At 66.0% G+C, this 23,089-nt stretch carries 19 protein-coding genes; 8 read left to right on the top strand and 11 right to left on the bottom strand.

What is annotated here, in order from left to right; translation table 11 throughout:
• Window positions 1-2 precede the first annotated feature (2 nt).
• Genes ACWGQ2_RS15140 through ACWGQ2_RS15130 form a run of 3 tightly spaced genes read right to left on the bottom strand, consistent with a single transcriptional unit; the run spans window position 3 to window position 3,525 of the window.
• Complete coding sequence (locus ACWGQ2_RS15140) at window positions 3-815, bottom strand: bifunctional allantoicase/(S)-ureidoglycine aminohydrolase (protein WP_452018687.1); 813 nt, start codon at window positions 813-815, stop codon at window positions 3-5.
• On the bottom strand, window positions 812-2,113 hold the full coding sequence (locus tag ACWGQ2_RS15135; protein ID WP_452018685.1) for a DUF6986 family protein: 1,302 nt from the start codon (window positions 2,111-2,113) through the stop codon (window positions 812-814). The genes ACWGQ2_RS15140 and ACWGQ2_RS15135 overlap by 4 nt, the downstream gene beginning before the upstream one ends.
• A complete protein-coding gene (locus ACWGQ2_RS15130) occupies window positions 2,110-3,525 on the bottom strand; it encodes an NAD(P)-dependent malic enzyme (protein WP_452018683.1) in 1,416 nt (471 codons plus the stop codon). The genes ACWGQ2_RS15135 and ACWGQ2_RS15130 overlap by 4 nt, the downstream gene beginning before the upstream one ends.
• Window positions 3,526-3,648: 123 nt before the next feature.
• Here ACWGQ2_RS15130 and ACWGQ2_RS15125 point away from each other — a divergent pair, with 123 nt between their 5' ends.
• Window positions 3,649-4,404 carry an IclR family transcriptional regulator gene (locus tag ACWGQ2_RS15125; RefSeq protein ID WP_452018681.1) on the top strand — a complete coding sequence of 252 codons (756 nt, stop codon included), beginning with the start codon at window positions 3,649-3,651 and terminating at the stop codon, window positions 4,402-4,404.
• A 120-nt stretch (window positions 4,405-4,524) separates the two neighbouring features.
• On the opposite strand, the gene aceE is transcribed toward ACWGQ2_RS15125, so the two are convergent.
• From aceE to ACWGQ2_RS15110, 3 genes are all read right to left on the bottom strand, one after another.
• A complete protein-coding gene (gene aceE, locus ACWGQ2_RS15120) occupies window positions 4,525-7,266 on the bottom strand; it encodes a pyruvate dehydrogenase (acetyl-transferring), homodimeric type (protein WP_452018679.1) in 2,742 nt (913 codons plus the stop codon).
• A 162-nt stretch (window positions 7,267-7,428) separates the two neighbouring features.
• Window positions 7,429-8,442: a PDR/VanB family oxidoreductase gene (locus ACWGQ2_RS15115; protein WP_452018677.1), complete on the bottom strand. Its 1,014-nt coding sequence runs from the start codon at window positions 8,440-8,442 to the stop codon at window positions 7,429-7,431.
• Between the two features lie 4 nt (window positions 8,443-8,446).
• Entirely contained in the window at window positions 8,447-9,580 is a 1,134-nt protein-coding gene (locus tag ACWGQ2_RS15110) for an aromatic ring-hydroxylating dioxygenase subunit alpha (protein WP_452018850.1), read from the bottom strand.
• Between the two features lie 160 nt (window positions 9,581-9,740).
• Here ACWGQ2_RS15110 and ACWGQ2_RS15105 point away from each other — a divergent pair, with 160 nt between their 5' ends.
• Window positions 9,741-10,322, top strand: coding sequence for a helix-turn-helix transcriptional regulator (locus ACWGQ2_RS15105; RefSeq protein WP_452018675.1), 582 nt, complete (start codon window positions 9,741-9,743; stop codon window positions 10,320-10,322).
• Between the two features lie 99 nt (window positions 10,323-10,421).
• The gene (locus tag ACWGQ2_RS15100) at window positions 10,422-11,423 is read left to right on the top strand and encodes an intradiol ring-cleavage dioxygenase (RefSeq protein ID WP_452018673.1); all 1,002 of its coding nucleotides are present in this window, start codon (window positions 10,422-10,424) and stop codon (window positions 11,421-11,423) included.
• A 23-nt stretch (window positions 11,424-11,446) separates the two neighbouring features.
• On the opposite strand, the gene ACWGQ2_RS15095 is transcribed toward ACWGQ2_RS15100, so the two are convergent.
• Window positions 11,447-12,097 (bottom strand): TetR/AcrR family transcriptional regulator, encoded by a 651-nt coding sequence (locus tag ACWGQ2_RS15095; protein ID WP_452018671.1) that lies wholly within the window; start codon window positions 12,095-12,097, stop codon window positions 11,447-11,449.
• A gap of 134 nt (window positions 12,098-12,231) precedes the next feature.
• Between ACWGQ2_RS15095 and ACWGQ2_RS15090 the strand changes: the two genes are divergently transcribed.
• Genes ACWGQ2_RS15090 through ACWGQ2_RS15075 form a run of 4 tightly spaced genes read left to right on the top strand, consistent with a single transcriptional unit; the run spans window position 12,232 to window position 17,020 of the window.
• Window positions 12,232-13,896, top strand: coding sequence for a class I adenylate-forming enzyme family protein (locus ACWGQ2_RS15090; RefSeq protein ID WP_452018669.1), 1,665 nt, complete (start codon window positions 12,232-12,234; stop codon window positions 13,894-13,896).
• A gap of 3 nt (window positions 13,897-13,899) precedes the next feature.
• Window positions 13,900-14,682 carry an SDR family oxidoreductase gene (locus ACWGQ2_RS15085; protein WP_452018667.1) on the top strand — a complete coding sequence of 261 codons (783 nt, stop codon included), beginning with the start codon at window positions 13,900-13,902 and terminating at the stop codon, window positions 14,680-14,682.
• Window positions 14,682-15,932 (top strand): acyl-CoA dehydrogenase family protein, encoded by a 1,251-nt coding sequence (locus tag ACWGQ2_RS15080; protein WP_452018665.1) that lies wholly within the window; start codon window positions 14,682-14,684, stop codon window positions 15,930-15,932. The genes ACWGQ2_RS15085 and ACWGQ2_RS15080 overlap by 1 nt, the downstream gene beginning before the upstream one ends.
• Entirely contained in the window at window positions 15,929-17,020 is a 1,092-nt protein-coding gene (locus ACWGQ2_RS15075; protein ID WP_452018663.1) for a phosphotransferase family protein, read from the top strand. The genes ACWGQ2_RS15080 and ACWGQ2_RS15075 overlap by 4 nt, the downstream gene beginning before the upstream one ends.
• A gap of 92 nt (window positions 17,021-17,112) precedes the next feature.
• Here ACWGQ2_RS15075 and ACWGQ2_RS15070 read toward each other — a convergent pair whose 3' ends face one another.
• The 4 genes from ACWGQ2_RS15070 to ACWGQ2_RS15055 form a co-directional block, all read right to left on the bottom strand.
• Window positions 17,113-18,300, bottom strand: a complete 1,188-nt coding sequence (locus ACWGQ2_RS15070) for an ABC transporter permease (RefSeq protein ID WP_452018661.1) — start codon at window positions 18,298-18,300, stop codon at window positions 17,113-17,115.
• Window positions 18,297-19,181, bottom strand: a complete 885-nt coding sequence (locus ACWGQ2_RS15065; protein WP_452018659.1) for an ABC transporter ATP-binding protein — start codon at window positions 19,179-19,181, stop codon at window positions 18,297-18,299. Before ACWGQ2_RS15065 ends, ACWGQ2_RS15070 begins: the two co-directional genes overlap by 4 nt.
• Window positions 19,182-19,291: 110 nt before the next feature.
• Window positions 19,292-20,083 carry a response regulator gene (locus ACWGQ2_RS15060; RefSeq protein WP_452018657.1) on the bottom strand — a complete coding sequence of 264 codons (792 nt, stop codon included), beginning with the start codon at window positions 20,081-20,083 and terminating at the stop codon, window positions 19,292-19,294.
• A 103-nt stretch (window positions 20,084-20,186) separates the two neighbouring features.
• Complete coding sequence (locus ACWGQ2_RS15055; protein WP_452018655.1) at window positions 20,187-21,653, bottom strand: sensor histidine kinase; 1,467 nt, start codon at window positions 21,651-21,653, stop codon at window positions 20,187-20,189.
• Between the two features lie 184 nt (window positions 21,654-21,837).
• On the opposite strand from ACWGQ2_RS15055, the gene ACWGQ2_RS15050 reads away from it, so the two are divergent.
• Complete coding sequence (locus ACWGQ2_RS15050) at window positions 21,838-23,019, top strand: M20 metallopeptidase family protein (protein WP_452018653.1); 1,182 nt, start codon at window positions 21,838-21,840, stop codon at window positions 23,017-23,019.
• Window positions 23,020-23,089 lie beyond the last annotated feature (70 nt).

The following is a 23,089-nucleotide window of genomic DNA, read 5'->3' as shown; positions in this document are numbered from 1 at the left end:
CATCACAGCAGAATCTGCCGGTTGACGTCCTTGTAGAGCAGATACCGGAAGTTGGAGGGCCCGCCGGCATAACAGGCTTGGGGGCAGAAGGCTCGCAGGGAGAGATAGTCGCCTTCCTGCACCTCCACCCAGTCTTCATTCAGCCGGTACACGCCCTTGCCTTCCAGGATGTAGAGCCCGTGCTCCATCACGTGGGTCTCGGCGAACGGAATGGACGCTCCGGGTTCGAAGGTGACCACGTTGACGTGCATGTCATAGGCCAGGTCATCCACCGGCAGCATCCGCGTGGTACGCCATTTGTTGTCCGTTCCGGGCATGCCCACCGGTTCAATTCCGCTCTCCTGCCCGACGACGACGGCCGGGATGTGCCCGGCCAGCGGCTCGTACGCCTTCCGGATCCACTGGAACCGCGCCGGACTGCCGCCGTCGTTGGTTGCTTCCCAGACCCGTTCCGGCGGTAGGTAGGCGAAGCCTCCGGGGCCCAGCTCATGGCGTTCGCCGTCGATCCTCATGGTGAGCGGACCGCCGTCGAGCACGAAGACAAAGGACTCCACGTGCGGCTGCGGTTCAGGGGTCCGGGATCCGCCGCCCGGGGACACCTCCATCAGGTACTGGGCGAACGTCGTGGCGCCGCCGGCGACGGGCCGGTTCAGGATCCAGGCGCGGGTGCTCTGCCACTGAGGCAGGACGCTGGCCACGATGTCACGCAGGACCCCGCGCGGAATAACGGTGTAAGCCTCCGTGACCACCGCCCGGTCGGAGAGCAGTACGGTCTGCGGTGGCAGCCCGGCTTCGGGGGCGTAATAGCGGCTCACATGTGCTCCGTTTCTCGCGGCCGGGCGAGCCGGTCCAGGTCCTCAGGGGAGACCCCTGCGGCGGAAACCTCCGCGCCGGTTACCGCACCGCAGGCGGCTGCCCGCTGGATAAACCGTGCCAGTGCCCGGGCGGTGGCCGGCTCATCCAGGACGGTGCTCACCCGCTGGTGCACATAGTTGCCCAGCCGCTCCGCGGCGGCGGGGAAACCCCGGCGGTAGAACGCATGGGTGGCAAGGTAGCGCGTGGGAAGCTGCGCCGGGTGCAGGTCCCAGCCCTGGTAGAAACCGGCTTCCAGCGATCGGGCCACCAGGCGGGCGTGCAGTTTCCATGCCCGCAGCACGTTGCCGGCATCGCCCACCGGCAGGATGATCGTGGAGCCGTCGGAGAGCCGAACACCGGTACCGGCAGCGGCAGCCTGCATAACGGTTTTCGCATAGTCCGCAGCCGGATGCTCCAGCGACTGGTACTCCGGAGCGATCCCAATAGCTGCGCTGTAGTCATACGTGCCGTAGTGCAGTCCGCTGACCCTCCCGGGAGCTGCGTGCAGCAGACGGGCGACGGCGGCGGTGCCGTCCGCGCCCAGGATCACCTGCGGTGTTTCCACCTGCACCTCGAACCGCAGCCGGCCGGCAGGCAGCCCGTACGCTTCCTCCACCCGCCCGCAGATGTAGGCCATGGCCTCCACCTGCGCCACGGTGCTCACCTTGGGAAGGGTGAGCACAAGTCCCTCCGGCAGCGCCCGGCCGGCCAGCGAGCGAAGAAGGGAACCCAGGAAAAGGTCCACGGTGCGCAGTCCCCGTTCCCGGGTGGCTGCCTCGAGTGATTTGAACCGGATGCCGATGAACGGGGGAGCGGTACCGGCTGCGACGGCCCCCGCAACTGCCGCACCGCAGCGAGCCGCATCCCGGTCCTCCACATCATCGGAACGGGAACCGTAGCCGTCCTCAAAATCCAGCCGCAGGTCCTCGATGGGCTCGGAAACCAGCTTGGCGCCGGCCAGCTCGGCCAGAACTCCCGCCTCCGCGAACCCCAGCTCGGACGCAAGCCACTCGAGGCCGCCCTGTTCGTCGACCGCGGCGAGGGCACGCTGCCCCCACGCCGCGGGAAGTACCGGCGTGAACTTATTCCCCGGGACGTAAACCGAGTGCACGGGCTGCCGGGAACCGTCGTCCCCCGGGTACCCATCTGCCAGCAGTTCGTCGCTGGCCCGCAGGTCCTCTGCGACCCGTGCATAGTCTTCCGCGCGCAGGACCAAGGGGGTCTGTGTCCCCGAAGGGAACCGGGTTTCAGGAGTCATCCTGCCGCCCCCTCCGCTGTCGCGGCTCCGGCTCTCGGCACAGCACCCGCCACGGCAGCGGCAACCGCCGGGGCGACTCCCGGGTCGAAAACGCTGGGGACTATGTAGGCGGCGGACAGCTCTGCCGGCGTGACCCGATCCGCAATGGCCTGCGAGGCTGCCAGCAGCATGGCTTCGGAGTAATCGGCGGCTCCGGAATCCAGCAGGCCGCGGAAGAACCCCGGGAACACCAGGACGTTGTTGATCTGGTTCGGGAAGTCACTGCGTCCGGTCGCCACGACGGCGGCGTGCCGGGCGGCGGCTGCCGGATCCACTTCGGGTTCCGGGTTGGCCAGGGCAAAAACGACGGCGTCGGGCGCCATGGCCGCAATGTCCTCCTCGGAGAGGATCCCGGGAGCGCTGACGCCAATGAAGACATCTGCCCCGGCCAGCGCCGCAGGAAGGGGGCCGGTGAACTCGTCCGGGTTGGTGTGGGCTGCGAGCCAGGCCCTGGTGGGATCGGGCTGTTCCTCGCTGGCGCTGACGGCGCCTTCTTTTCCGTAGACGATGATCCGGCCCGCCCCGGCCGCCAGCAGCAGCCGGGTGATGGCCGAACCCGCAGCACCTGCACCGGCGATGACGATCCGCGCGGATTCCAGTGCCTTGCCCACTACGCGCAGGGCGTTCTGCAGGGCGGCGAGGGTAATGACGGCGGTGCCGTGCTGGTCATCGTGGAAAACGGGAATCTGGAGCTCGGCACGCAGCCGGCTCTCGATCTCAAAGCAGCGGGGCGCCGCGATGTCCTCCAGATTGATGCCGCCGTAGGACGGAGCGATTGCCTTGACCACCCGAATGATCTCTTCGGTGTCCTGAGTATCGAGGCACACCGGCCAGGCATCCACCCCGCCGAAGTGCTTAAACAACGCCGCCTTGCCCTCCATAACGGGCAGCGCCGCAGCCGCGCCGATGTTGCCCAGTCCCAGCACTGCTGAGCCGTCTGTCACCACGGCCACGGTGTGGCCCTTGGTTGTCAGCCGGCGGGCCTGGGCAGGGTCTTCGGCAATGGCGAGGCAGACGCGGGCGACGCCGGGGGTATAGGCACGGGAGAGATCGTCGCGGTCATCCAGGGCCACAGTGGGTACGACGCCGATTTTCCCACCCAGATGCATGGCGAAGGTGCGGTCGGTGACGCTTTGGACGCTGACGCCGTCGAGCTTTTCCAGCGCCTGTTCCACCCGCGAGGCGTGGCCGGCGTCGGCGGTGTTGCAGGTGATGTCGATCAGGAGGAAGCGCTGGGCGGATTCAACCACGTCCAGGCCGGTGAGGGTGGCGCCGGCAGCGCCGACTGCAGCAGCCAGCGCGCTGGCCGCGCCGACGTCCGACGGCGATTTCACCCGCAGGGCGATTGAGTTGCCCGGGCCGGGAATGGCCATCGGATTCTCCTCCCTGCACCTTCGCCTTCCGTATCACGGATAATATTGTTTGCGATACGGAATGACAATGGATTCAGTGCTGAACTGTTCGCCTCGGTGAACCGTACCGGAAGGACTGCCGCTATGGCTGAGCGAACCACCGGAGTGCAGTCCGTGGAACGGGTCTTTGAGCTCCTCGAACTGATAACCGATGCAGGCGGCTCGGCGACCCTGAGCGAACTCGCCGCCACCGCTGACCTGCCGCTGCCCACGATCCACCGGCTGCTGCGCACCCTAGTGGGTCTAGGGTATGCCCGCCAGCTGCCCAACCGCCGCTACTCCCTGGGACCCCGCCTGATCCGGCTGGGAGAAGGAGCCACGGCACAGCTGGGCGCCCTGGCCATGCCGGTGCTGAAGAACCTGGTCGATGAGCTGGGAGAGACAGCCAACATGGCAGTCCTGGATTCGGACCAGGTGCTCTACATTGCCCAGGCGCCCTCCCGCCACTCCATGCGCACCTTCACTGAAGTGGGCCGGCGCGCGCACAGCCACGCCACCGGCGTCGGAAAGGCGATTCTGGCCCAGCTTCCCGACGAGAAGGTGCGCCAGATCGCGGACCGGGCAGGCCTCCCGGCAGTCACGGAGGCCAGTATCACCGGTATCGATGAGCTGCTGGCAGATCTTCGCAGGATCCGTGAACGTGGCTTCTCCATCGACGAACAGGAACAGGAGCTGGGGGTTCGCTGCTTCGCGGCAGCCGTTCCCGGCGCGCCCAGCCCGACGGCGATCTCCGTCTCCGGGCCGGTCTCCCGGGTGGATGAAACCTTCGGCCGCCGTGCGGTTCCGCTGCTGCAGGCCGCGGCACGGGAAATCGGCGAGGATCTCTGCCGGCACGCCTGAGCGCCGTTAGTCCGCGGAACCGCGTTAGCATTCAGAACCGCGTGAACCGCGGAACCACACGCAAAAGGGCCGGAAACCGCTTACGGTTTCCGGCCCTTTTGCGTGTGAAAGCCGGGCAGCCTAGGCGTCGCCTCCTGCGTTGCCGCTGGTGCCTGCGTTGACGTTGAGCAGGTCGTACTTCTCCATTGCCAGTTTCGGAGCGTCCTTGTCCACTTCACCGCGGCCGGCAAGCAGCTGCAGGGTCTTGACCACCATGGAGTGGCTGTCGATCTTGAAGTAGCGCCGGGCCGCTGCACGGGTGTCAGCGAAGCCGAAGTCGTCCGCGCCGAGGGACGCGAAGTCGTTCGGCACAAACTGGCGGATCTGGTCCGGAACGGCCTTCATGTAGTCCGTCGAGGCCACAATTGGTCCTTCGGCGCCGGCCAGCTGCTTGGTTACGAACGGTACGCGCGGTTCGGAGCCGGGGTTGAGGAAGGCTTCTTCCTCGGCAGCCAGGCCGTCGCGGCGCAGTTCGTTCCACGACGTTACCGACCAGACGTCTGCAGAAACTCCCCAGTCGCTGGCGAGCAGCTTCTGTGCTTCCAGGGCCCACGGAACCGCAACGCCGGAAGCGAGCAGCTGGGCCTTGGGGCCCTCGGCGTCAGAGGAAGAGACCTTGTAGATGCCCTTGATGACACCTTCAACGTCCAGGTCTTCCGGTGCCTTCGGCTGCAGGATCGGCTCGTTGTAAACCATGATGTTGTAGATCAGGTTCCGGTCCTCGGAATCCTCTCCGTACATCTCCTCGAGGCCGCGGCGCATGATGTGCCCGATCTCGTAGCCGTAGGCCGGATCGTAGGTCTTCACCGCGGGGTTGGTGGAGGCCAGGATCGGGGAGTGCCCGTCCGCGTGCTGCAGGCCTTCACCGGTCAGGGTGGTGCGGCCGGCGGTGGCGGAGATCAGGAAGCCGCGTGCCATCTGGTCAGCAGCTGCCCAGATGTAGTCGGCGGTGCGCTGGAAACCGAACATCGAGTAGAAGACGTACACCGGAATCAGCGGTTCGCCGTGGGTGGCGTAGGAGCTTCCGGCAGCGGTGAACGCTGCAATGGAGCCGGCTTCGTTGATGCCCACGTGCACAATCTGGCCCTGCGGGGACTCCTTGTAGGCCAGGACGAGGTCCCGGTCCACGGAGAGGTAGTTCTGCCCCTTGGGGTTGTAGATCTTCGCCGTCGGGAAGAACGAGTCCATGCCGAAGGTGCGGGCCTCGTCGGGGATGATCGGCACAATGCGCTTGCCGAATTCCTTGTCCCGCATGAGGTCCTTGAGCAGGCGGACGAAGGCCATGGTGGTGGCCGCCAGCTGCTTGCCCGAACCGCGGTTGGCTACCTCGTAGGCCGAAGCCTCGGGCAGTTTCACCGGTGCATGCTTCTCCCGGCGTTCGGGTACGTTGCCGCCCAGTTCCCGGCGGCGTTCCAGCAGGTACTTGATCTCCGGAGAGTCAGCTCCCGGGTGGTAGTACGGCGGCTGGTACGGGTCGGCTTCCAGCTGCTCATCTGAGATGGGGATGCGCAGGTGGTCGCGGAAGGCCTTCAGGTCCTCCAGCGTCAGCTTCTTCATCTGGTGCGTGGCGTTGCGGGCTTCGAAGTGCGTGCCCAGGCCGTAGCCCTTGACGGTGTGCGCCAGGATGACGGTCGGCTTGCCCTTGAACTCAGTGGCAGCCTTGTACGCGGCGTAAACCTTGCGGTAATCGTGCCCGCCGCGCTTGAGGTTCCAGATCTCCTGGTCGCTCAGGTCCGCAACCATGTCCTTGGTCTGCGGGGTCTTGCCGAAGAAGTGCTCACGGACGAATCCGCCGGACTCGGCCTTGTAGGTCTGGTAGTCGCCGTCGAGCGTGGAATTCATGATGTCCACCAGCGAGCCGTCGTTGTCCTTCTCCAGCAGCGAGTCCCACTCGCGGCCCCAGACAACCTTGATAACGTTCCAGCCGGCGCCGCGGAAGAAGGCTTCCAGCTCCTGCATGATCTTGCCGTTGCCGCGCACCGGTCCGTCGAGGCGCTGCAGGTTGCAGTTGACCACAAAGGTGAGGTTGTCCAGCTTGTCATTGGCGGCGAGCTGGAGCAGGCCGCGCGATTCCGGCTCGTCCATTTCGCCGTCGCCCAGGAAGGCCCAGACGTGCTGGTCTGAGGTGTCCTTGAGTCCGCGGTTGTGCAGGTAGCGGTTGGACTGTGCCTGGTAGATCGCGTTCATGGGGCCAATGCCCATGGAAACGGTGGGGAACTCCCAGAAGTCGGGCATGTTCCGGGGGTGCGGGTAGGAGGACAGGGCGTGTCCCTCGCGGGACTTCTCCTGCCGGAAGCCGTCGAGGTCTTCCTCGCTCAGGCGGCCTTCAAGGAAGGCGCGGGCGTACACACCGGGGGAGGCATGGCCCTGGAAGAAGACCTGGTCGCCGCCGCCGGGGTGGTCCTTGCCGCGGAAGAAGTGGTTCATGCCCACTTCGTACAGGGTGGCCGCACCGGCATAAGTGGAGATGTGGCCGCCGACGCCGATGCCGGGGCGCTGCGCGCGGTGCACCATGATCGCGGCGTTCCAGCGCAGCCAGGCGCGGTAACGGCGTTCGGTTTCCTCGTCGCCGGGGAACTCGGGCTCCTGGTCCACCGGAATGGTGTTGACGTAGTCGGTGGTGGTCACCATGGGAACACCAACGGAGCGGGAACCAGCCCGCTGGAGCAGGGAGCGCATGATGAACTGCGCACGCTCGGTGCCCTGCGAACGGATCAGCTCGTCAAGCGATTCAATCCATTCCGCGGTTTCTTCCGGGTCACGGTCCGGCAGCTGGCTGGTCAGCCCGCTGAGGATGTCCGTTCTGTCTTCACTGACGCTCATATGCAGCCTCTCGGTTGAGGGCGGGGTCCCCTCAAAGTAATTCGGTGACTCACCGACCATTCCGTTATGCGGAATGCTCAGTTCAATCTATACGAATGCGCGGCTTCGTGCCTGCTCGGGCAGGCGGGCGCCGCACCTTCGTAAGACGTATCACAGAACAGTTTAGGAGACCTCAATGGTGACGACGGCGGGACCCCGCCGGAGCCCGGAAGTTCCGGGGTCGGCGGCTGTATCTGTGACGGCGCGCGAGACGCAGCAGCACATTTTTTCCCGGGCGCGCTGCTGGCGTTCGCTGTAGAAGACATCCCGGTGGTCCACGGTGCCTTGAAGTTCCAGGATCCGCACTTCGCAGAGCCCGCATTCGCCTTTGCGGCAGTCGAACATCATGTCCGCCCCGGCATCTTCGAGTGCCTCCAGCATCGACTTCCCGGGGCCCACCCGGGTTTCCAGCCCCAGGCGCGGAACCCGCACGATGAATTCCTCCGGCCGGTGCCAGCCGGAGTTGCCGAACGTCTCGTAACGCAGGCTGGCCGGATCCAGGTCCCGGGTCCGCCAGGAGCGCCGGACCGCATCCATAAGCCGGATTGGACCGCACATGTACAGCTCTGTTCCGTCCTCGATTCCGGCGACCAATTCCGTAACGGAAAGCGCGCTGCCCTCGGCATCGACGTGGACTTCCAGCGCTTCGCCGTGCTCTTCCTGGAGCTCGGCCAGGTATGCCATGGCAGCCCGGTTCCGCCCGGCGTAGACCAGCCGGTAGTCGGCCTTCACATTCTTCAGCACCCGGGCCATGCTCAGCAGTGCCGTGATGCCAACGCCTCCGGCCAGCAGGACATAACGCCCGGCGCCGATCCGCAGTGGAAAGTTCTGCAGCGGCTGGGTAATTTCGAGTTCGTCGCCGGGTTGCAGGCTGTGCATAAACACAGATCCGCCGCGCGAGGCCGCGGTGCGGAAGACACTGATCGCAAGTTCCGTGCCACCGCCGGGCGCTTCGACGATTGAGTAGGAGCGGCGGTGCCGTTCCCCGTTATTGGACACCATCACGTCCACATGTGTTCCGGGCGCTGCCGGCACCGGCTGGCCCGGGGCCAGGACAATGCGGCGGATATCCTCGGCCACGTCCCGGGTTTCGCGGACGACGGCGCGCTGCCAGATCTCTACGTTCGTTGCAGCCATCGGGTCAGCCCAGCACCGCACTCTGACGGCTGCCGTCCGTAATCCGGCTGCCGTCGGGGAGCCTCCCCTCCGCAGCGAGGCGGCGTTCAATCAGGCGCCGGACCCACATGCCGCCGGCGTCAATGTTCAGGTTGTAGAACTCGTAGTCCGGGTTCGCATCGATCGCTGTCTGCTGCGCGGCAAGCATCTCCTCGTCCTCGCCGAACACGCCATGGACGCCGTTGCGCAGCTGGGTGGTGATGAGTTGGCTGTCCAGGCGGTAGTTGCGCATAAAGGCCCAGAAATAGTGGCAGGTCTTCGCCGTTTCCGGGGTGATGGTGTTCATGACGAACCCGTTCACGCCCTGGCTGCGGTCTCCCTGGGGAGCGCCGGTGCCGGCCTTCGCCACGCCCACGTCGATGTTGATGGTCGACGGCGCCCGGTAGGTGATGATCTGCCAGCGGTCCACTTTGCCCTCGAAGCCGGGGAACTTGTCCCGCATGTTCTTCAGCCAGAAGGGCGGCGGGTCGATGTTCAGCATCCAGCGGGTCACGGTGACGGTGTCGTCGTCGTGGGTCACGATGAACTCGGACTCGCTCAGCTCGTCCTGACCAATCGAGGAGGAATGGACGAACTCCTCGTGGGTGAGGTCCATCAGGTTGTCCAGCACCAGCTGGTAGTTGCACGGCGCAAGGATTGTTTCGCCGTCGCCCGCCCACTCAGGGGAGGAGAGCTGGTGCATGTCGGGGACGGTATCCGGATCTGCCAGCGTTGGATCGCCGAGCCAGACCCAGACGTAGCGGTGGCGTTCAACCACCGGGAAGGAAGGCACTGTGGCGCTGGGGTTTATGGTCTCCTGCGCCGGCATCGAGATGCAGCGTCCGGCGGAGTTATAGACGATCCCGTGGTACGGGCACTGAATTCCGTCCCGGCCGGTGGTCTTGCCCATGGACAGCGGTGCCAGCCGGTGCCAGCAGGCATCGGCCAGGGCAACGGCCTGGCCGTCCTCGGTCCGGTAGAGCGCCAGCGGCCGGTCGGCGATCCTGCGGGCCATCGGCTTGCGGGTCACTTCGTGGTCCCAGGCGGCGACGTACCAGGCGTTCAGCGGGTAGCCCAGTACCTTGCTGGTGGTGGAGCTCTGGAGCTGCCCAGTGGTCATAGCGGCGGTCGAGACGGCGGTCATGGTGTTCCTTCCAGGAGCATCAGCACTGATGCGGCGGCTCAACTAACTATCGGCATAGATAGTTAGTGATATGCGCCACAGTATCTATGTCTATAGTGGTTAGGCAAGGGATTTCTTTTTCGGAAAAGAGGCCGGTATGAGCCTTCGGTACGCGCTGCTGGCGCTGCTGAACGTGGAACCCATGACCGGCTATGACCTGTACAAGCAGTTCGAGTCCTCCGTTGGCTACGTCTGGCACGCTCCCGACTCGCAGATCTATCCGGAGCTGCGCCGCATGGAGCGTGACGGCCTGCTCGAAGGCGAGGAGGTCGCCTGGGGAACTAAGGGCCGCAAACGGCAGTACCACGTGACCGACGCCGGCCGGGAGGCATTCCGGAACTGGATCAACACCCAGCTGGACTATCCCCGCGAGCGCGATCCCATGCACCTCAAGGCCGCCTACCTGGAATGGGCGGATCCGGCCTCGGCGCGCAGCCAGCTCCAAGCACACGTGGAACACTACGGCGCCAGGCTGATCCAGTGGCAGCAGAAGATCCAGGAGATCGACGGCGGCACTTCGGACATGCTCAACCGGCGCCTCGCTACGGTCCCCGCCGGTGACCATGACCGGGTCGCCGCCTTCAAGCGCTTCACCTATGAAGGTCTCACTGCCCGGGCGGAATCCGAAATCGCCTGGGCCCAGCGTGGCCTGGCGCTGCTGGATGAGCTGTACGCCTGACTGCCGCGGCTGCCATCGAAGGGCAGGTGCGTTGCTCAGCTTGGACACAGGAAGGCGGCCTAACCTCAATCCGGGGAAACCTGCGATGCGAGGAGAAAGATGCCGCACAACCCAGAAAGCACTGTTTATCAAGGACGCCCGCTGCCGCGCCCGGAGGAAGACCTGGAGGATCAGGGGCTGGCGTTCGACGTGGGCACATTGCTTCAGCGCCGGCAGCTCCTGAAGGCTTTTGGCGTCGGCGGGCTTACCCTAGCGCTGGCGGCCTGCGGAGCTGCGTCAGAGGCCGGCGGCGGCGAGATTCCGGATGAGACGGCCGGCCCGTACCCGGGGGACGGGTCCAACGGGCCGGATGTGCTGGAGCAGAGCGGAATCGTACGCAGCGATATCCGGTCCAGCTTCGGCGAATCCTCCGGAACTGCCGAGGGCATTCCGATGGTCCTGGAGCTGAGGATCACCGACCTCGCCAATGGTGGCGCCCCCTTCGCCGGTGTGGCCGTGTATGTCTGGCACTGCACCCGGGAGGGCCTGTACTCGATGTATTCAGAAGGTGTGGAGGACCAGAATTACCTCCGCGGTGTCCAGATTGCAGACGTCGACGGCGTGGTCCAGTTCAGCAGCGTTTTCCCAGCCTGCTACTCCGGCCGCTGGCCGCACATCCACTTCGAGGTCCACCCCGACGAAGCGTCGATCACCGATTCAGCGAACGCGATAGCAACGTCCCAGGTGGCTCTGCCTGAGGATGCCTGCAAAGCGGTGTATGCCATTCCGGGCTACGAAGCTTCAGTGCGGAACCTTGCCGAAGTCACCTTGCAGAGTGACAACGTTTTCGGGGACGACGGCGGTGCGAGCCAGCTCGGCGCGGTTACCGGCAGTGTTGAACAGGGGTATTCGGTCTCCCTGACCGCCGCCGTTGATACCCGCACCGAGCCCGGCGCCGGCATGGACGGACCCGCCGGTGGGGGTGCGCCGGGCGCTGGAACGGGAGGGCCCGGCGGCACGGGCGGACCTGATGGAGGGATGGGCGCACCCGGGGGAGAGCCGCCCGCTGGTGGTGTGCCGGGAGGGGATGCGCCTGCTGGCCGGCCGCCTGCGGCCCCCTAACGGCCTCGCCCTCAAGTGCTTCGCTAAAGAGCCCGGGCGCCCACAGCCATCCGGGCAATGACCCGGTAACGCTCAGCGAGTTCCTCCGGCGAGAGTTCACCGTCCAGCCGGAACCACTGCGCGACGCCGGTGCACATAGTCACGACGGCGGTGCCTGCCTCGCGCGGATGCGGGGCGGTGAAAATGCCTGCAGCCTTCCCTTCGGCCAGGATTCGATCCATCAGGTGCTGCTGCCGGTCACGGGCTGCGATGTGCGCTGCGCGGGCCTCCGGTTCCAGGCTGCGGATCTCACTGAAGGCAATAAAAGCCTGGCCGCGCCGCCGGGCATGAAACAGCACCAGGCACTCAACGAGCAGGTCGAACTGCCGGGAGAGGTCACTGCCCGCTTCCGCGACCGCCTGCTCACTGCGGATCCAGAGGTCGTTCATGGCGTGGGAGGCGATGGCCACCAGCAGTGCCTGCTTGGAGGGGTAGTAGTGGTACAGGCCGGGAACGGAGAGACCGGTGCGGGCGGCCAGCTGGCGGATGGTAGTTCCGTGATAGCCGTGCTCCATAAAGCATTCCAGGGCGCGCGCGAGCATCGGCGGCAGATCATCCACGCCGTAATTCCGCCAGTCTTGGGCGGCCGGGGGCAGGGGAGCGGGGGCGGGTTCCTTCGGTGCAGCTTTAGTCATCGGATCTCTTTACGGTCGAAAACTTTAGGTTGCCAAAGGGGGTTGACACTGCCTTGTGACGTTCTTCACACTACTTCTACCGAGCGATCGCTCGCAAGGTCGATGCGGAACCATTACAGGGAAGCAGGCAGGCAGTGGAGGACATAACGCTCTCACCGGCTTGGGCCGGGGTCTATCCACCCGGACTGGCAACGAAGCTCGACGTCCGGACGGCTTCGCTGGTGGATGCCTGGAAGGACCGCGTCCACGCCAATCCGGATGGCCTGGCCATCGCCTACTTCGACGGGCAGCTCAGCGCCGCGGAACTTGATGAGCTCTCCGATTCCTTCGCCTCCGCACTGCAGTCCCGGGGAATCGGGCACGGCGACCGGATCGGCATCCAGCTGCAGAACATCCCGCAGTACGTGATCGCGTTGCTGGGGCTCTGGAAACTGGGAGCCATCGCCGTGCTGATGAACCCGATGTACAAGGAACGCGAACTGCGGCACCTGATCGAAGATTCCGGCGCCCGTGGCATTCTCGCGGAAGATTCCCTCTATCCGGCGACGGCTGCAGCCGCTGCAAGCAGCACCGTCGAATGGATCCTCACCACCTCCGGGCTTGAATACCAAAGCCGCAGCGACCCCCGGATCTTCAGCTCCACGGAACCTGCGCCGCCGTCCCCGGACGGAGACATGGCAGCCTGGCTCGCCGAGTTTGCCGGCTGTGTTCCTGACTCCCCTGCCCTGGGACAGGACGACGTCGCGCTGCTGGCCTACACCTCAGGAACCACCGGCGCCCCGAAGGGTGCGATGAACACCCATGGAAACATCCTGAACGTCGCGGCCACCTGCTCCGCCTGGATGGGGTTGGAACCCGGGGACTCAGTGCTCGCCGTCGCGCCGCTGTTCCACATCACCGGTGCCGTCATTGACGCCGCCACGCCCCTGCTGGCTGACACCGCGCTGGTAATGGTGAACCGGACCGATCCCGCTGTTGTGGTTGATGCCTTCGCCGAGCACCAGGTCACCTGCACCACCGGATCAATCACGGTCTTCAACGCCATCTACCAGGTCCCGGAGGCTGCGGCCGCGCACTTTGCCTCCGCCAAGACTCTCTATTCCGGCGGGGCTCCCATCCCGCCGTCCACCGTGGAGGCGTTCCAGGAACGCTTCGGAGCCTACATCCACAACATCTTCGGGATGACCGAAACGACGTCCGCCGTCATCGGCGTTCCGCCCGGCGTGCAGGCGCCGGTGGACCCGGCGAGCGGCAGCCTGTCCATCGGGTTGCCGCTGCCGAATGTCACCGCGCGGATCATTGACGCCGCCGGCAAGCCGCTGCCGGCGGGAGAGCAGGGAGAACTGGAACTCGCGGGCCCGCAGATCGTCCCCGGCTACTGGAACAACCCCGAAGCCACCGCACGGACCATGCCAGGCGGCCGGCTGCGCACCGGCGACGTCGCCACCATGGATGAGTCCGGCTGGGTGTACATCGTGGACCGGATGAAGGACCAGATCAACGTCTCCGGCTACAAAGTCTGGCCGCGCGAAGTGGAGGACGTGCTCTACGAACATCCGGCCGTGTACGAAGCAGCCGTCGTTGGAATGCCGGACGCGTACCGGGGTGAAACCGTCGTCGCGTACGTCTCGCTGAAGCCCGGCCGCACGGCCACCGAAGAGGAGCTGATTGCCTTCACGAAGGAACGTCTGGCGGCCTACAAGTACCCGCGGTCCGTGCACGTAATCGATGACCTGCCCAAAACGCAGACCGGCAAGATCCGCCGCCGGGAACTGCGCGAGACCCCAAAGGAAGGATGATCCGTGGCAACTGACCGTGGGCTCCAAGGAAAACTCCAAGGAAAAACAGCAATCGTCACCGGCGCGAGCCGCGGGATCGGGCTAGCCATTGCCCGGGACCTCGTCGCCCACGGCGCGCGTGTCTGCATCACCGCCCGGCGCAGCGACGCGCTGAAGGAAACAGCAGCGCAGTTCCCCGACGGCAGCGTCATCGCCGTAGCGGGAGCCTCCGATGACCCGGTCCACCGCGCCGATGTCCTGGATACGGTGGCGAAGGAATTCGGCGGGCTGGACATCCTGGTCAACAACGCCGGCATCAACCCGGTCTTCGGCCCGCTCGTGGAAATGGATCTTGACGCTGCCCGGAAGATCTTCGAGGTCAACGTCATTGGCACTCTAGCCTGGGTGCAGGACACGGTGGCCCACACGGGTCTGGGGTTCCGCGAACGCGGCGGATCGGTCGTCAACCTGTCTTCCGTCTCGGGGGACACTCCGTCTCCCGGCATCGGCCTGTACGGCATCAGCAAGGCCGCGGTTTCGCACCTCACCCGTTCCCTCGCCGTCGAACTGGGCCCTGAGATCCGCGTGAACGCGGTCTCCCCGGCCGTGGTCAAGACCCGCTTCTCCCGGGCGCTGTACGAAGGCAAGGAGGAAGCCGTCACCGGAGCCTATCCAATGGGGCGGCTGGGAACGCCCGAAGACGTCGCCTCCGCCGTGACGTACCTGGTCTCCCCGGAAGCTTCCTGGGTGACCGCGCAGGTGATGACGCTCGACGGCGGTTTGCTGGCCGCCGGAGGTACCGCCTGATGAGCGCCCCCGCACACACCGTCCCCAGCCGCGACGCACTGGAAGACCTGCGCCGCCGCACCCGGGAGTTCATCCGGGATGTGGTTGTTCCGGCCGAACCCGTTCCGGGGGAGGCGCTGACTGAATCTGAGCGGGACCGGCTGCAGCAGGCAGCGAAGGACGCCGGCGTCTTTGCCCCGCATGTTCCAGCGGAGTACGGCGGCCAGGGGCTGCCCCTGCAGGACTGGCCGGAAATCTTCGAAGAGGCCGGCTATTCGCCGATTGGGCCCGTGGCCCTGAACTGCATGGCACCGGACGAAGGCAACATGCACATGCTCGAACTCATCGGCACGCCGGAGCAGAAGCAGCAGTACCTCGTGCCGCTCGCAGCCGGGGACGTCCGTTCCTGCTTCGGCATGACGGAACCGCACCCGGGCGCCGGATCGGACCCCGACGCGCTGCTGACCACCGCACGGAAAGGTGAGGACGGCTGGCTCATCAACGGCCACAAGCGGTTCACCTCCGGTGCGCTCGGCGCCGGTTTCTGCATTGTCATGGCCCGGACCGAGGCCGACGGTGACACCCCTGCCGGCGCCACCATGTTCCTAGTGGACATGGACAATCCCGGCGTGCGCGTTGGGGAACTAATCCACACCATCGACCGGACCATCGGCGGCGGACATCCGCACGTGTACTTCGAGAACTGTGCGGTGCCGGACTCCGCGGTGCTGGGCGAACCTGGACTGGGCTTCAAATACGCCCAGGTCCGGCTGGGCCCGGCCCGGCTCACCCACTGCATGCGCTGGCTAGGCCTGGCCAGGCGCTCGCTGGACATTGCGCTGGACCGCACCGGCCGCCGGGAGATCTTCGGCTCCCGGCTCAGCGAGCTGGGGCTGGCCCAAGAACTGATTGCGCAGAGCGTGATCGACATTGAAACGTCCGCAGCCATCATCACCCGCACGGCGCAGATGCTGGCTGAGGACCCGAAGGCCGGCTCAGCGATGTCCTCCGTGGCGAAAGTTCACTGCTCCGAGGCGGTGTACCGGGTGATTGACCGCTGTGTACAGCTCTGCGGCGGGGACGGTGTCTCCGACGGGCTGCCGCTGGCCCAGTACCTCAACGAAGTCCGGCCCTTCCGGATCTACGACGGCTCGAACGAAACCCACAAGTGGGCCATCGCGCGGCGGGCCTCAGCCCGGCGGCGCAAGGAAGTGGAAGCCGGCGCGCCTTACCAGGGCGACGCCGTCGTTCGCGGGGAGGAAGAACAGTGAGCGGTCTGCAGACCCGTCCCGACGGGATTGAAGTGGTGGCGACCGCGGCTGAGGCTGCTGCACTGGAGCGGCCGCCGCTGCTGGTGCTCGACGCCGTGACCGGTTTCCTGGACAGCCACGGCCTGGGCGACGGCGAACTGGCCTGGGAACGCATCGGTGACGGGCAGTCCAACATCACCTACCGGATCCTCCGCGGCGGAGAGTCGTTTGTGCTGCGCCGCGGACCGCGCCCGCCGCTGCCCCGGTCCACCCACGACATGGTCCGGGAAGCCCGGGTCCAGCAGCTGCTGGGCAGCGAAGGCATTCCGGTGCCGCAGATCCTGGCGGTCTGCAGCGACGAAACCCTGCTGGGCGTGCCGTTCTACGTGATGTCCTACCTGGACGGGCACGTCATCACCGGTTCCGCACCTGAACACCTGGATAGCCCGGAGCAGCGCGGAGACATCAGCCGCGCCGTCGTCGAAACCCTGGCCCGGCTGCACAGCGTGGACGTGACCGGACCGGAGCTCTCCGGACTGGGGCGGGCGGAGGGGTACCTGGAACGGCAGGTTCAGCGTTTCGCCGGGCTCTGGGAAGCGAACACCCTCCGGGATGTGCCGCTGGTGTCGCAGGTGGCGCAGGAACTTGGAGCCGGCGTGCCGGCGTCGCACCGGGCGTCAGTGGTGCACGGGGACTACCGGCTGGGGAACCTGATGTTCGGGCCGCAGCAGCCCGCCACCGTCACGGGGATCCTGGACTGGGAGATGGCCACGCTCGGGGATCCGCTCGCGGACCTCGGCTACCTCGTTGCGACCTATGCTGAACCCGGCGCGGAGTCCACGGTGATGGATCTGACCTCGGTAACCCGGCAGCCCGGGTACTGGAGCCGGGAGCAGCTGGTCTCCGGGTATGGGGACCGAACCGGCCTCGATGTCAGCGCCCTGCCCTGGTACCAGGCTCTGGCCCTGTGGAAATCGGCCATTTTCTGCGAAGCAATCTACACGCGGTACCTCAAGGGCGAGCGTCCCGGTGACACCTTCGGCCCCGCCCTTGAGGAGGGCGTCCCGCTGCTGCTGGAAACGGCGGCCGAAACCCTGAGACGGAACTAGCTTCCCAACCCGGACAAAGATCGAGATGGCAGAAACTGCCCTTATGAACGCTCATACGGGCAGTTTCTGCCATCTCGGTGGAGGAGGAAGCGCTACTGCTCCAGCTTCATCGCCTTGCGCAGGGTGAGCGCACCGCCGCCCTGCATCACGGCCCGGCGGTAGATCTTCTCGCCGAAGCGCAGCAGCGCGTACGCGGCAGCCAGGGCGATGGCCAGGGACAGGAACGTCTCCCACAGGGGTACCTCGCCGCCAAGCATCCGAACCGGCATCGCCACCGTGGAAATGACCGGAACGTAGGACGCCACAACCAGCAGCTGGCCCTTGGCGAACAGGCCCGCGAACAGGGCAGCGATGATCACAGTCAGCACCGGGCCGGAACTGTTGTTCAGGTCCTCGGACCGGGATGCCATGGAACCGAGCATGGCCCACAGCGAGGCCAGGATCAGGAAGCCCACCAGGAAGAAGACCAGGAACCAGCCCGACGCCGGGATGATGGTGCTGACCGAGTCCGCGGTGCCGGTGAAGGTCAGGGCCAGCAGCGCCGCCCCGGCGTAGAGTGCAAGCTGGATCATGGCCAGGACGGTGTTGCCGGCAACTTTGCCGTAGAGCAGCTGGCGGATCGGGATGGCGGTGGCCAGGATCTCCACCACGCGGTTCTGCTTTTCCTCCAGGACTGAGGTGGCGATCGCCATGCCGAAAATGATCGCAGCCATGTAGAAGAGGAACCCGAACACAAATCCGGCGAACTGGGCCAGGAACTGGTTTTCCGCGTTGCCGTTCAGCAGGGCCGTCTCGAACTCGCTGCCTTCCAGCAGTGCTTCAGCGGTGGTACCGGCCTGGCCGGCGTTGATCTCGAGCGCGTAAGCGCGCAGGGCTTCGGCGATGCCCTGCTGCAGGCCGGTGGAGAGTTCTTCGTTGCCGGTCAGGGTCCACTGGCCGTCTGCGCCGCGGATGAGGGAGGCATCGGCCCCTTCACTGCTGACTAGTTCTTCGGCCGCTTCGGCGCTGGCAGCTTCAACAGCCTCGAAACTGGTGTTGCCGCCGTCGGCCTGGCCTGCTTCATTCGCGGCATCCACAACGGCAGTCGCCGCGGAATCACTGACCGCGACGGTGTATTCCTCCGCCTTGCTGCTCATGTAGGCGTTGAAGACGACGACGCCGACAATCAGTACCAGCGTGACGAGCGTGGAGATGAGGTAGCTGCGGTCGCGGGCCTTGACCATGACCTCGCGGAGGGTGACGATCGCCCACGCCGGGGTGGGCCGGGATACGGTGCTCATGCTGCGGTGACCTCACGGTAGATTTCGCTCAGGGACGGACGGATCGGGGCGAATTCCTCAACGGAACCCCGGGTCAGGGCGGTGGCCAGCAGGCGCTGGCGCGCGGCGTCGTCGTCGAACTGGAGGATTGCCGTGGGCCCGGCAACGTCGAGGACCCGCACACCGGGTTCGTCGCGCACCCAGCCGGCGTCGGGCGAGATGGTGATCCGGTGCCGGTTGACCGCTTTGGCGCGCAGGTCATCCCCGGTGCCGGAGGCGATCACTTTGCCCTGCTGCAGCACAACCATGTTGTCGCAGAGCCGGTCCACGAGGTCCAGCTGGTGGCTGGAGAAGAGCACCGGAACTCCGGCGGAAGTGCGTTCGCGCAGCAGTTCCACCATTGAATCCACGGCCACTGGATCCAGGCCGGAGAACGGTTCGTCCAGGATCAGTACGGTTGGCTTGTGCAGCAGGGATGCGGCGATCTGCACCCGCTGCTGGTTGCCCAGCGAGAGGGACTCCAGCTTGTCCTTGGTGCGTTCGCCCAGGCCGAAGCGCTCCAGCAGCTCGACGGCGCCCTTCCGGGCACCGGATGCGCTCATCCGGTGCAGCTGGCCCAGGTACACAAGCTGGTCCAGAATCGGCTGCTTCGGGTAGAGGCCGCGCTCCTCGGGCATGTAACCGAAGCTTGAACGTGCCTCGGCATCCAGGGGAGCGCCGTCCAGCAGGATCTCACCGGACGTGGTGCTGAGCACGCCCATGATCATGCGCATGGTGGTGGTCTTGCCGGCACCGTTGGCGCCGACGAACCCGGTCATTTGGCCCGAAGGGATGTTGAAGGTCACCGAGTCGACGGCGGTTTTGTCACCGAACCGTCGGGTGAGATTGCGGACCTGCAGCATGAGGGTACTGCTCCTTTTCCCGGCTAGCCGGACAGTCGTGCGAATGTAACTGCCTTAAGCCTAGGGAAGGGAGCACGACGGCGGATCGGCCGCTCGGGGGAAGCCGCGGCTTACGCTTCGCGGGCCGCCTCACCCGGAAGAATGAGTCCGGATTCGTAGGCGAAGACCACGGCCTGGACCCGGTCCCGCACCTGCACCTTGCCGAGCAGATTTGAAACGTGGGTTTTGACCGTCGCTTCGGCCACAAACATGCGCGAAGCGATCTCGGCATTGCTCAGCCCGGCCGCCACCAGTTCCAGCACCTCCCGCTCACGGGCTGTCAGGGAGGCGAGGAGCTTCTGCTGGGCCGGGTCCGGCTGCGGCTGCTGGGAGGCAGGGCCGGCCGGTGCGGATGCGGACGGCGCGGATGCGGACGGCGCAGGGTCGGCCGGCACTGAGGCCGCGCTCCGTTCGGCGTCCAGCTGCCGGGCGAAGCGCTCAATGACCCGCACGGTTACCTCGGGGGCGAGCAGCGCATGTCCGCAGGCAACGGAGTGGACGGCGCCCACCAGGTCGTCCGGGTCTGCGTTCTTGAGCAGGAACCCGCTGGCGCCGGCCTGGATGGCGTCGAAGAGGTAGTCGTCGCGTTCGAAGGTGGTGAGGATGATGACCTTGGCCCGGTCCGCTGACACGATCTGCTCGGTGGCCCGGATACCGTCCAGCACCGGCATCTGCACGTCCATCAGGATGATGTCCACGTTATTCGCAGCAGCGAAGTCCACAGCTTCCTGGCCGTTGGCCACTTCGCCCACCACTTCGATCTCGTCCTCGACCGAGAGCATCATGGCGAAGCCGGCACGCACCAGCGCCTGGTCGTCGGCAAGCAGAACGCGGATCGGTTCCATTGAGTCCTCGAAAATCATGGGCGGCCCGATGCCATCCCCCGGATTACCATAGCGGCCAACTCCGGCCTGTCCCGGATGCCGGGGCAGGCAGCGTGTCAGCGCGGAATGTCAGCGCGACGCATCAGCGCAGCGTAAAGCGCACCCGCACCCGCCAGCCCCCGCCTTCGCGCGGACCGATCTCCGTGATGCCGCCGTGCAGTGCAGCGCGCTCGCGGATGCCCCGCAGTCCGTAGCCGGTGCCGCTGGTGCCCGGGCGGGGACGTCCGTCGTCGACGGTTTCAACTTCCACCCAGCGCTGCGGCTGCGCGGCAGGGGAGCCCGGCGCATCGGCCGCGCCCGGTGTACTGCCGCTGCGCAGGGCAACGACGGCGTTGCCGGCCGTGGAATGGCGCCGGATGTTCGCCAGGGATTCCTGGATGGTCCGGTAGACCGAAAGGGCCAGCGGAGCCGAAAGGTTCTCCAGCACACCGGGTTCCTGCTCGGCGCGGTGGAACTTCACGTCCAGTCCGTTGTGGCGGTAGTCCTCCAGCAGTTGGGGAATCTCTTCCAGGCCGGGTTCCGGCTGGCGCTGGACCGGCCCGTCCGTTTCGGCATCGGAAGAGCGTAGGACGCCGAGCAGTGAACGCATTTCCGCGACGGCGTCTCGGCTGGAGGATTCAATAGTCTGCAGCGCACGGGCTGCGGCGTCGGGCTTCTTCTCCAGGACCCGGCGGGCCGCCCCGGCCTGGATGCCGATCACCGAAATGTGGTGCGCAACGACGTCGTGCAGTTCCCGGGCGATGCGCAGGCGTTCTTCGATGACGGCCTTACGGGCCAGGTCGGCAGCCTGGGCTTCGAGCTGGAGGGCCTGTTCGGCCAGCTGCTCACGCTGGTGCGCGCTGCGCCAGGAGTTCATGCCGAACATGATCGCCCCGCCGAAGTACGCGGCGTTGAGCATAAAGGAGTACAGCACGTAGGAGGTCACAGGCGGGAAGAGCCCAAAGGATTCATTGGACTCGAGGTTGTACGACCGGAGGATTTCGTCGTAGCTGCTGGAGAGCGTGAAGCCTAGGACGATCCACAGGAACATTGCGGTGACCACCACGATGACCGCAAGCCAGAGCGCGCGGCGGTTGCGTGCCCAGGCGGCGGCGCTGTAGAGGGAAGCGAAGTAGGCGGCCTGGAAACCGAGTGTCTGGCTGATCGGCGGAACCGTAACGCCCACGACGATGAACGCGGTGGAGCCGATCAGCATCGTGGCGATGGGGAAACGCCGGCGGAAGAGCAGAATCACGAAGATGGACGCCTGCACCAGGTGCTGCACCCATGCATTGGCGGAGTCTTCCCCGCCGAAAGCGAACCCGCGCATGAACTCCAGCATCACTGCGCTGAGAAGGAGAGCGACGGCGACGCCGATGACGTCGCGGCGGTACCCCTCCGGCCCGGGGGCCGGGCGTTCCCAGTCGTCCTCGGAGTGCCACGGGAGACTGAGCCGGAGCTTCCGGATGCGTCCAGCGAGGCCGCCGCGGGCGTCTCCGGACGCCGTAGCTGCCTTCTCCTGCGAAGCCGGACCGGCTGTGTCCGTGCCAGGCGGCTGCATTTCAATCATGGCCAACAGTCTAGGTCCGCGCCCGCTGCGGGCGGATCCGCCGCAGGACGGAGGCCGGCGGGTTACGAATTGGCGGAGTACCTCCGGTTCCAGGCCTGTGACAAGTGCCTTTGTATGCGTGGGGTGGTTTACTTCGACGCAGGGACCGAAGTCCCTTCACTGCTGTACTGGATAAACCGTAAGGATGAGGATGTTTGCTGCTGAGGGCCAGGACCTGCTGCCGGATTTGGTGTCCCTGCGCCGGGATATTCACCGGGAGCCCGAGGTAGGGCTGCATCTTCCGCGGACCCAGGAGAAGATCCTGGATGCCCTGGACGGGCTGGGGCTGGAGATCACTACGGGCAAGGCACTCAGCTCAGTGACGGCGGTGCTCCGGGGCGGTGAGGAAGGGCCCTCGGTCCTGCTGCGCGGAGACATGGACGCCCTGCCTGTGGAGGAGCTCACCGACCTCGAGTACGCCTCCACAAACGGCGCGATGCACGCCTGCGGGCACGACCTCCACGTTGCCGGCCTGGTCGGAGCCGCGAGGCTGCTCGCGGCACAGCAGCGGGACATTTCCGGGAACGTCATCTTTATGTTCCAGCCCGGGGAAGAGGGCGACGGCGGTGCCGGGCTGATGATCGAGGAAGGCGTCCTGGAGGCGGCCGGGGAAAAGCCGGTAGCGGCCTATGGTGTGCACGTCCGGCCTGGTCCGCTGGGTGTGTTCCGCACCCGTCCGGGAACGCTCATGGCCGGAGCCAACGAGCTGCGGATTACCGTGCACGGGTCCGGCGGGCACGGGTCCCAGCCGCACAACGCCCTGGACCCGGTTCCTGCCCTGGTGGAGATCGCGGCGGCACTGCAGGTGATGGCTACCCGGAAATTCTCCGTCTTTGACCCGATCGTCCTGACCGTCACCCAGCTCGAAGCCGGCCGTGCCATCAACGTCATTCCTGACACCGCACGGCTTGGCGCCAGCGTCCGCACGCTTTCTGCCGAATCCGTGGACCGGCTGATCGTGGAGACCAAGGCGCTCGCGGACGGCATCGCGGCGGCACACGGCTGCACGGCGGAGGTCAGTTTCGAGATCCTCTATCCGATGACCGAGAACGATCCGTCGCGGACCTTCGAAGCCATGCGTGAGCTGAGGGAACTCTTCGGCGAAGAACGCGTGATCCAGTCCAGGGATCCGCTGATGGGATCCGAGGACTTCTCCCTGGTGCTGCAGAAGATTCCCGGTGCGTTTCTGTTCCTGGGCGCTACTCCGCCCGAGGTTGATCCGGAGACTGCCGCCTGGAACCATTCCCCGCGGGTTCTCTTTGACGACTCGGTCCTGGCTGACCAGGCTGCCGCCCTTGCCCAGCTGGCCTTCAACCGGCTGACCTAGCGTGCAGGGCAGCCGGATTTCCAGCGCCCGACCGAGCATGACGGAAACCGGACGAAACATTAGGTGTGGC

Source organism: Arthrobacter sp. NPDC055585 (genome assembly GCF_053619115.1).
This window is presented reverse-complemented; position numbering and strand designations above follow the sequence as displayed.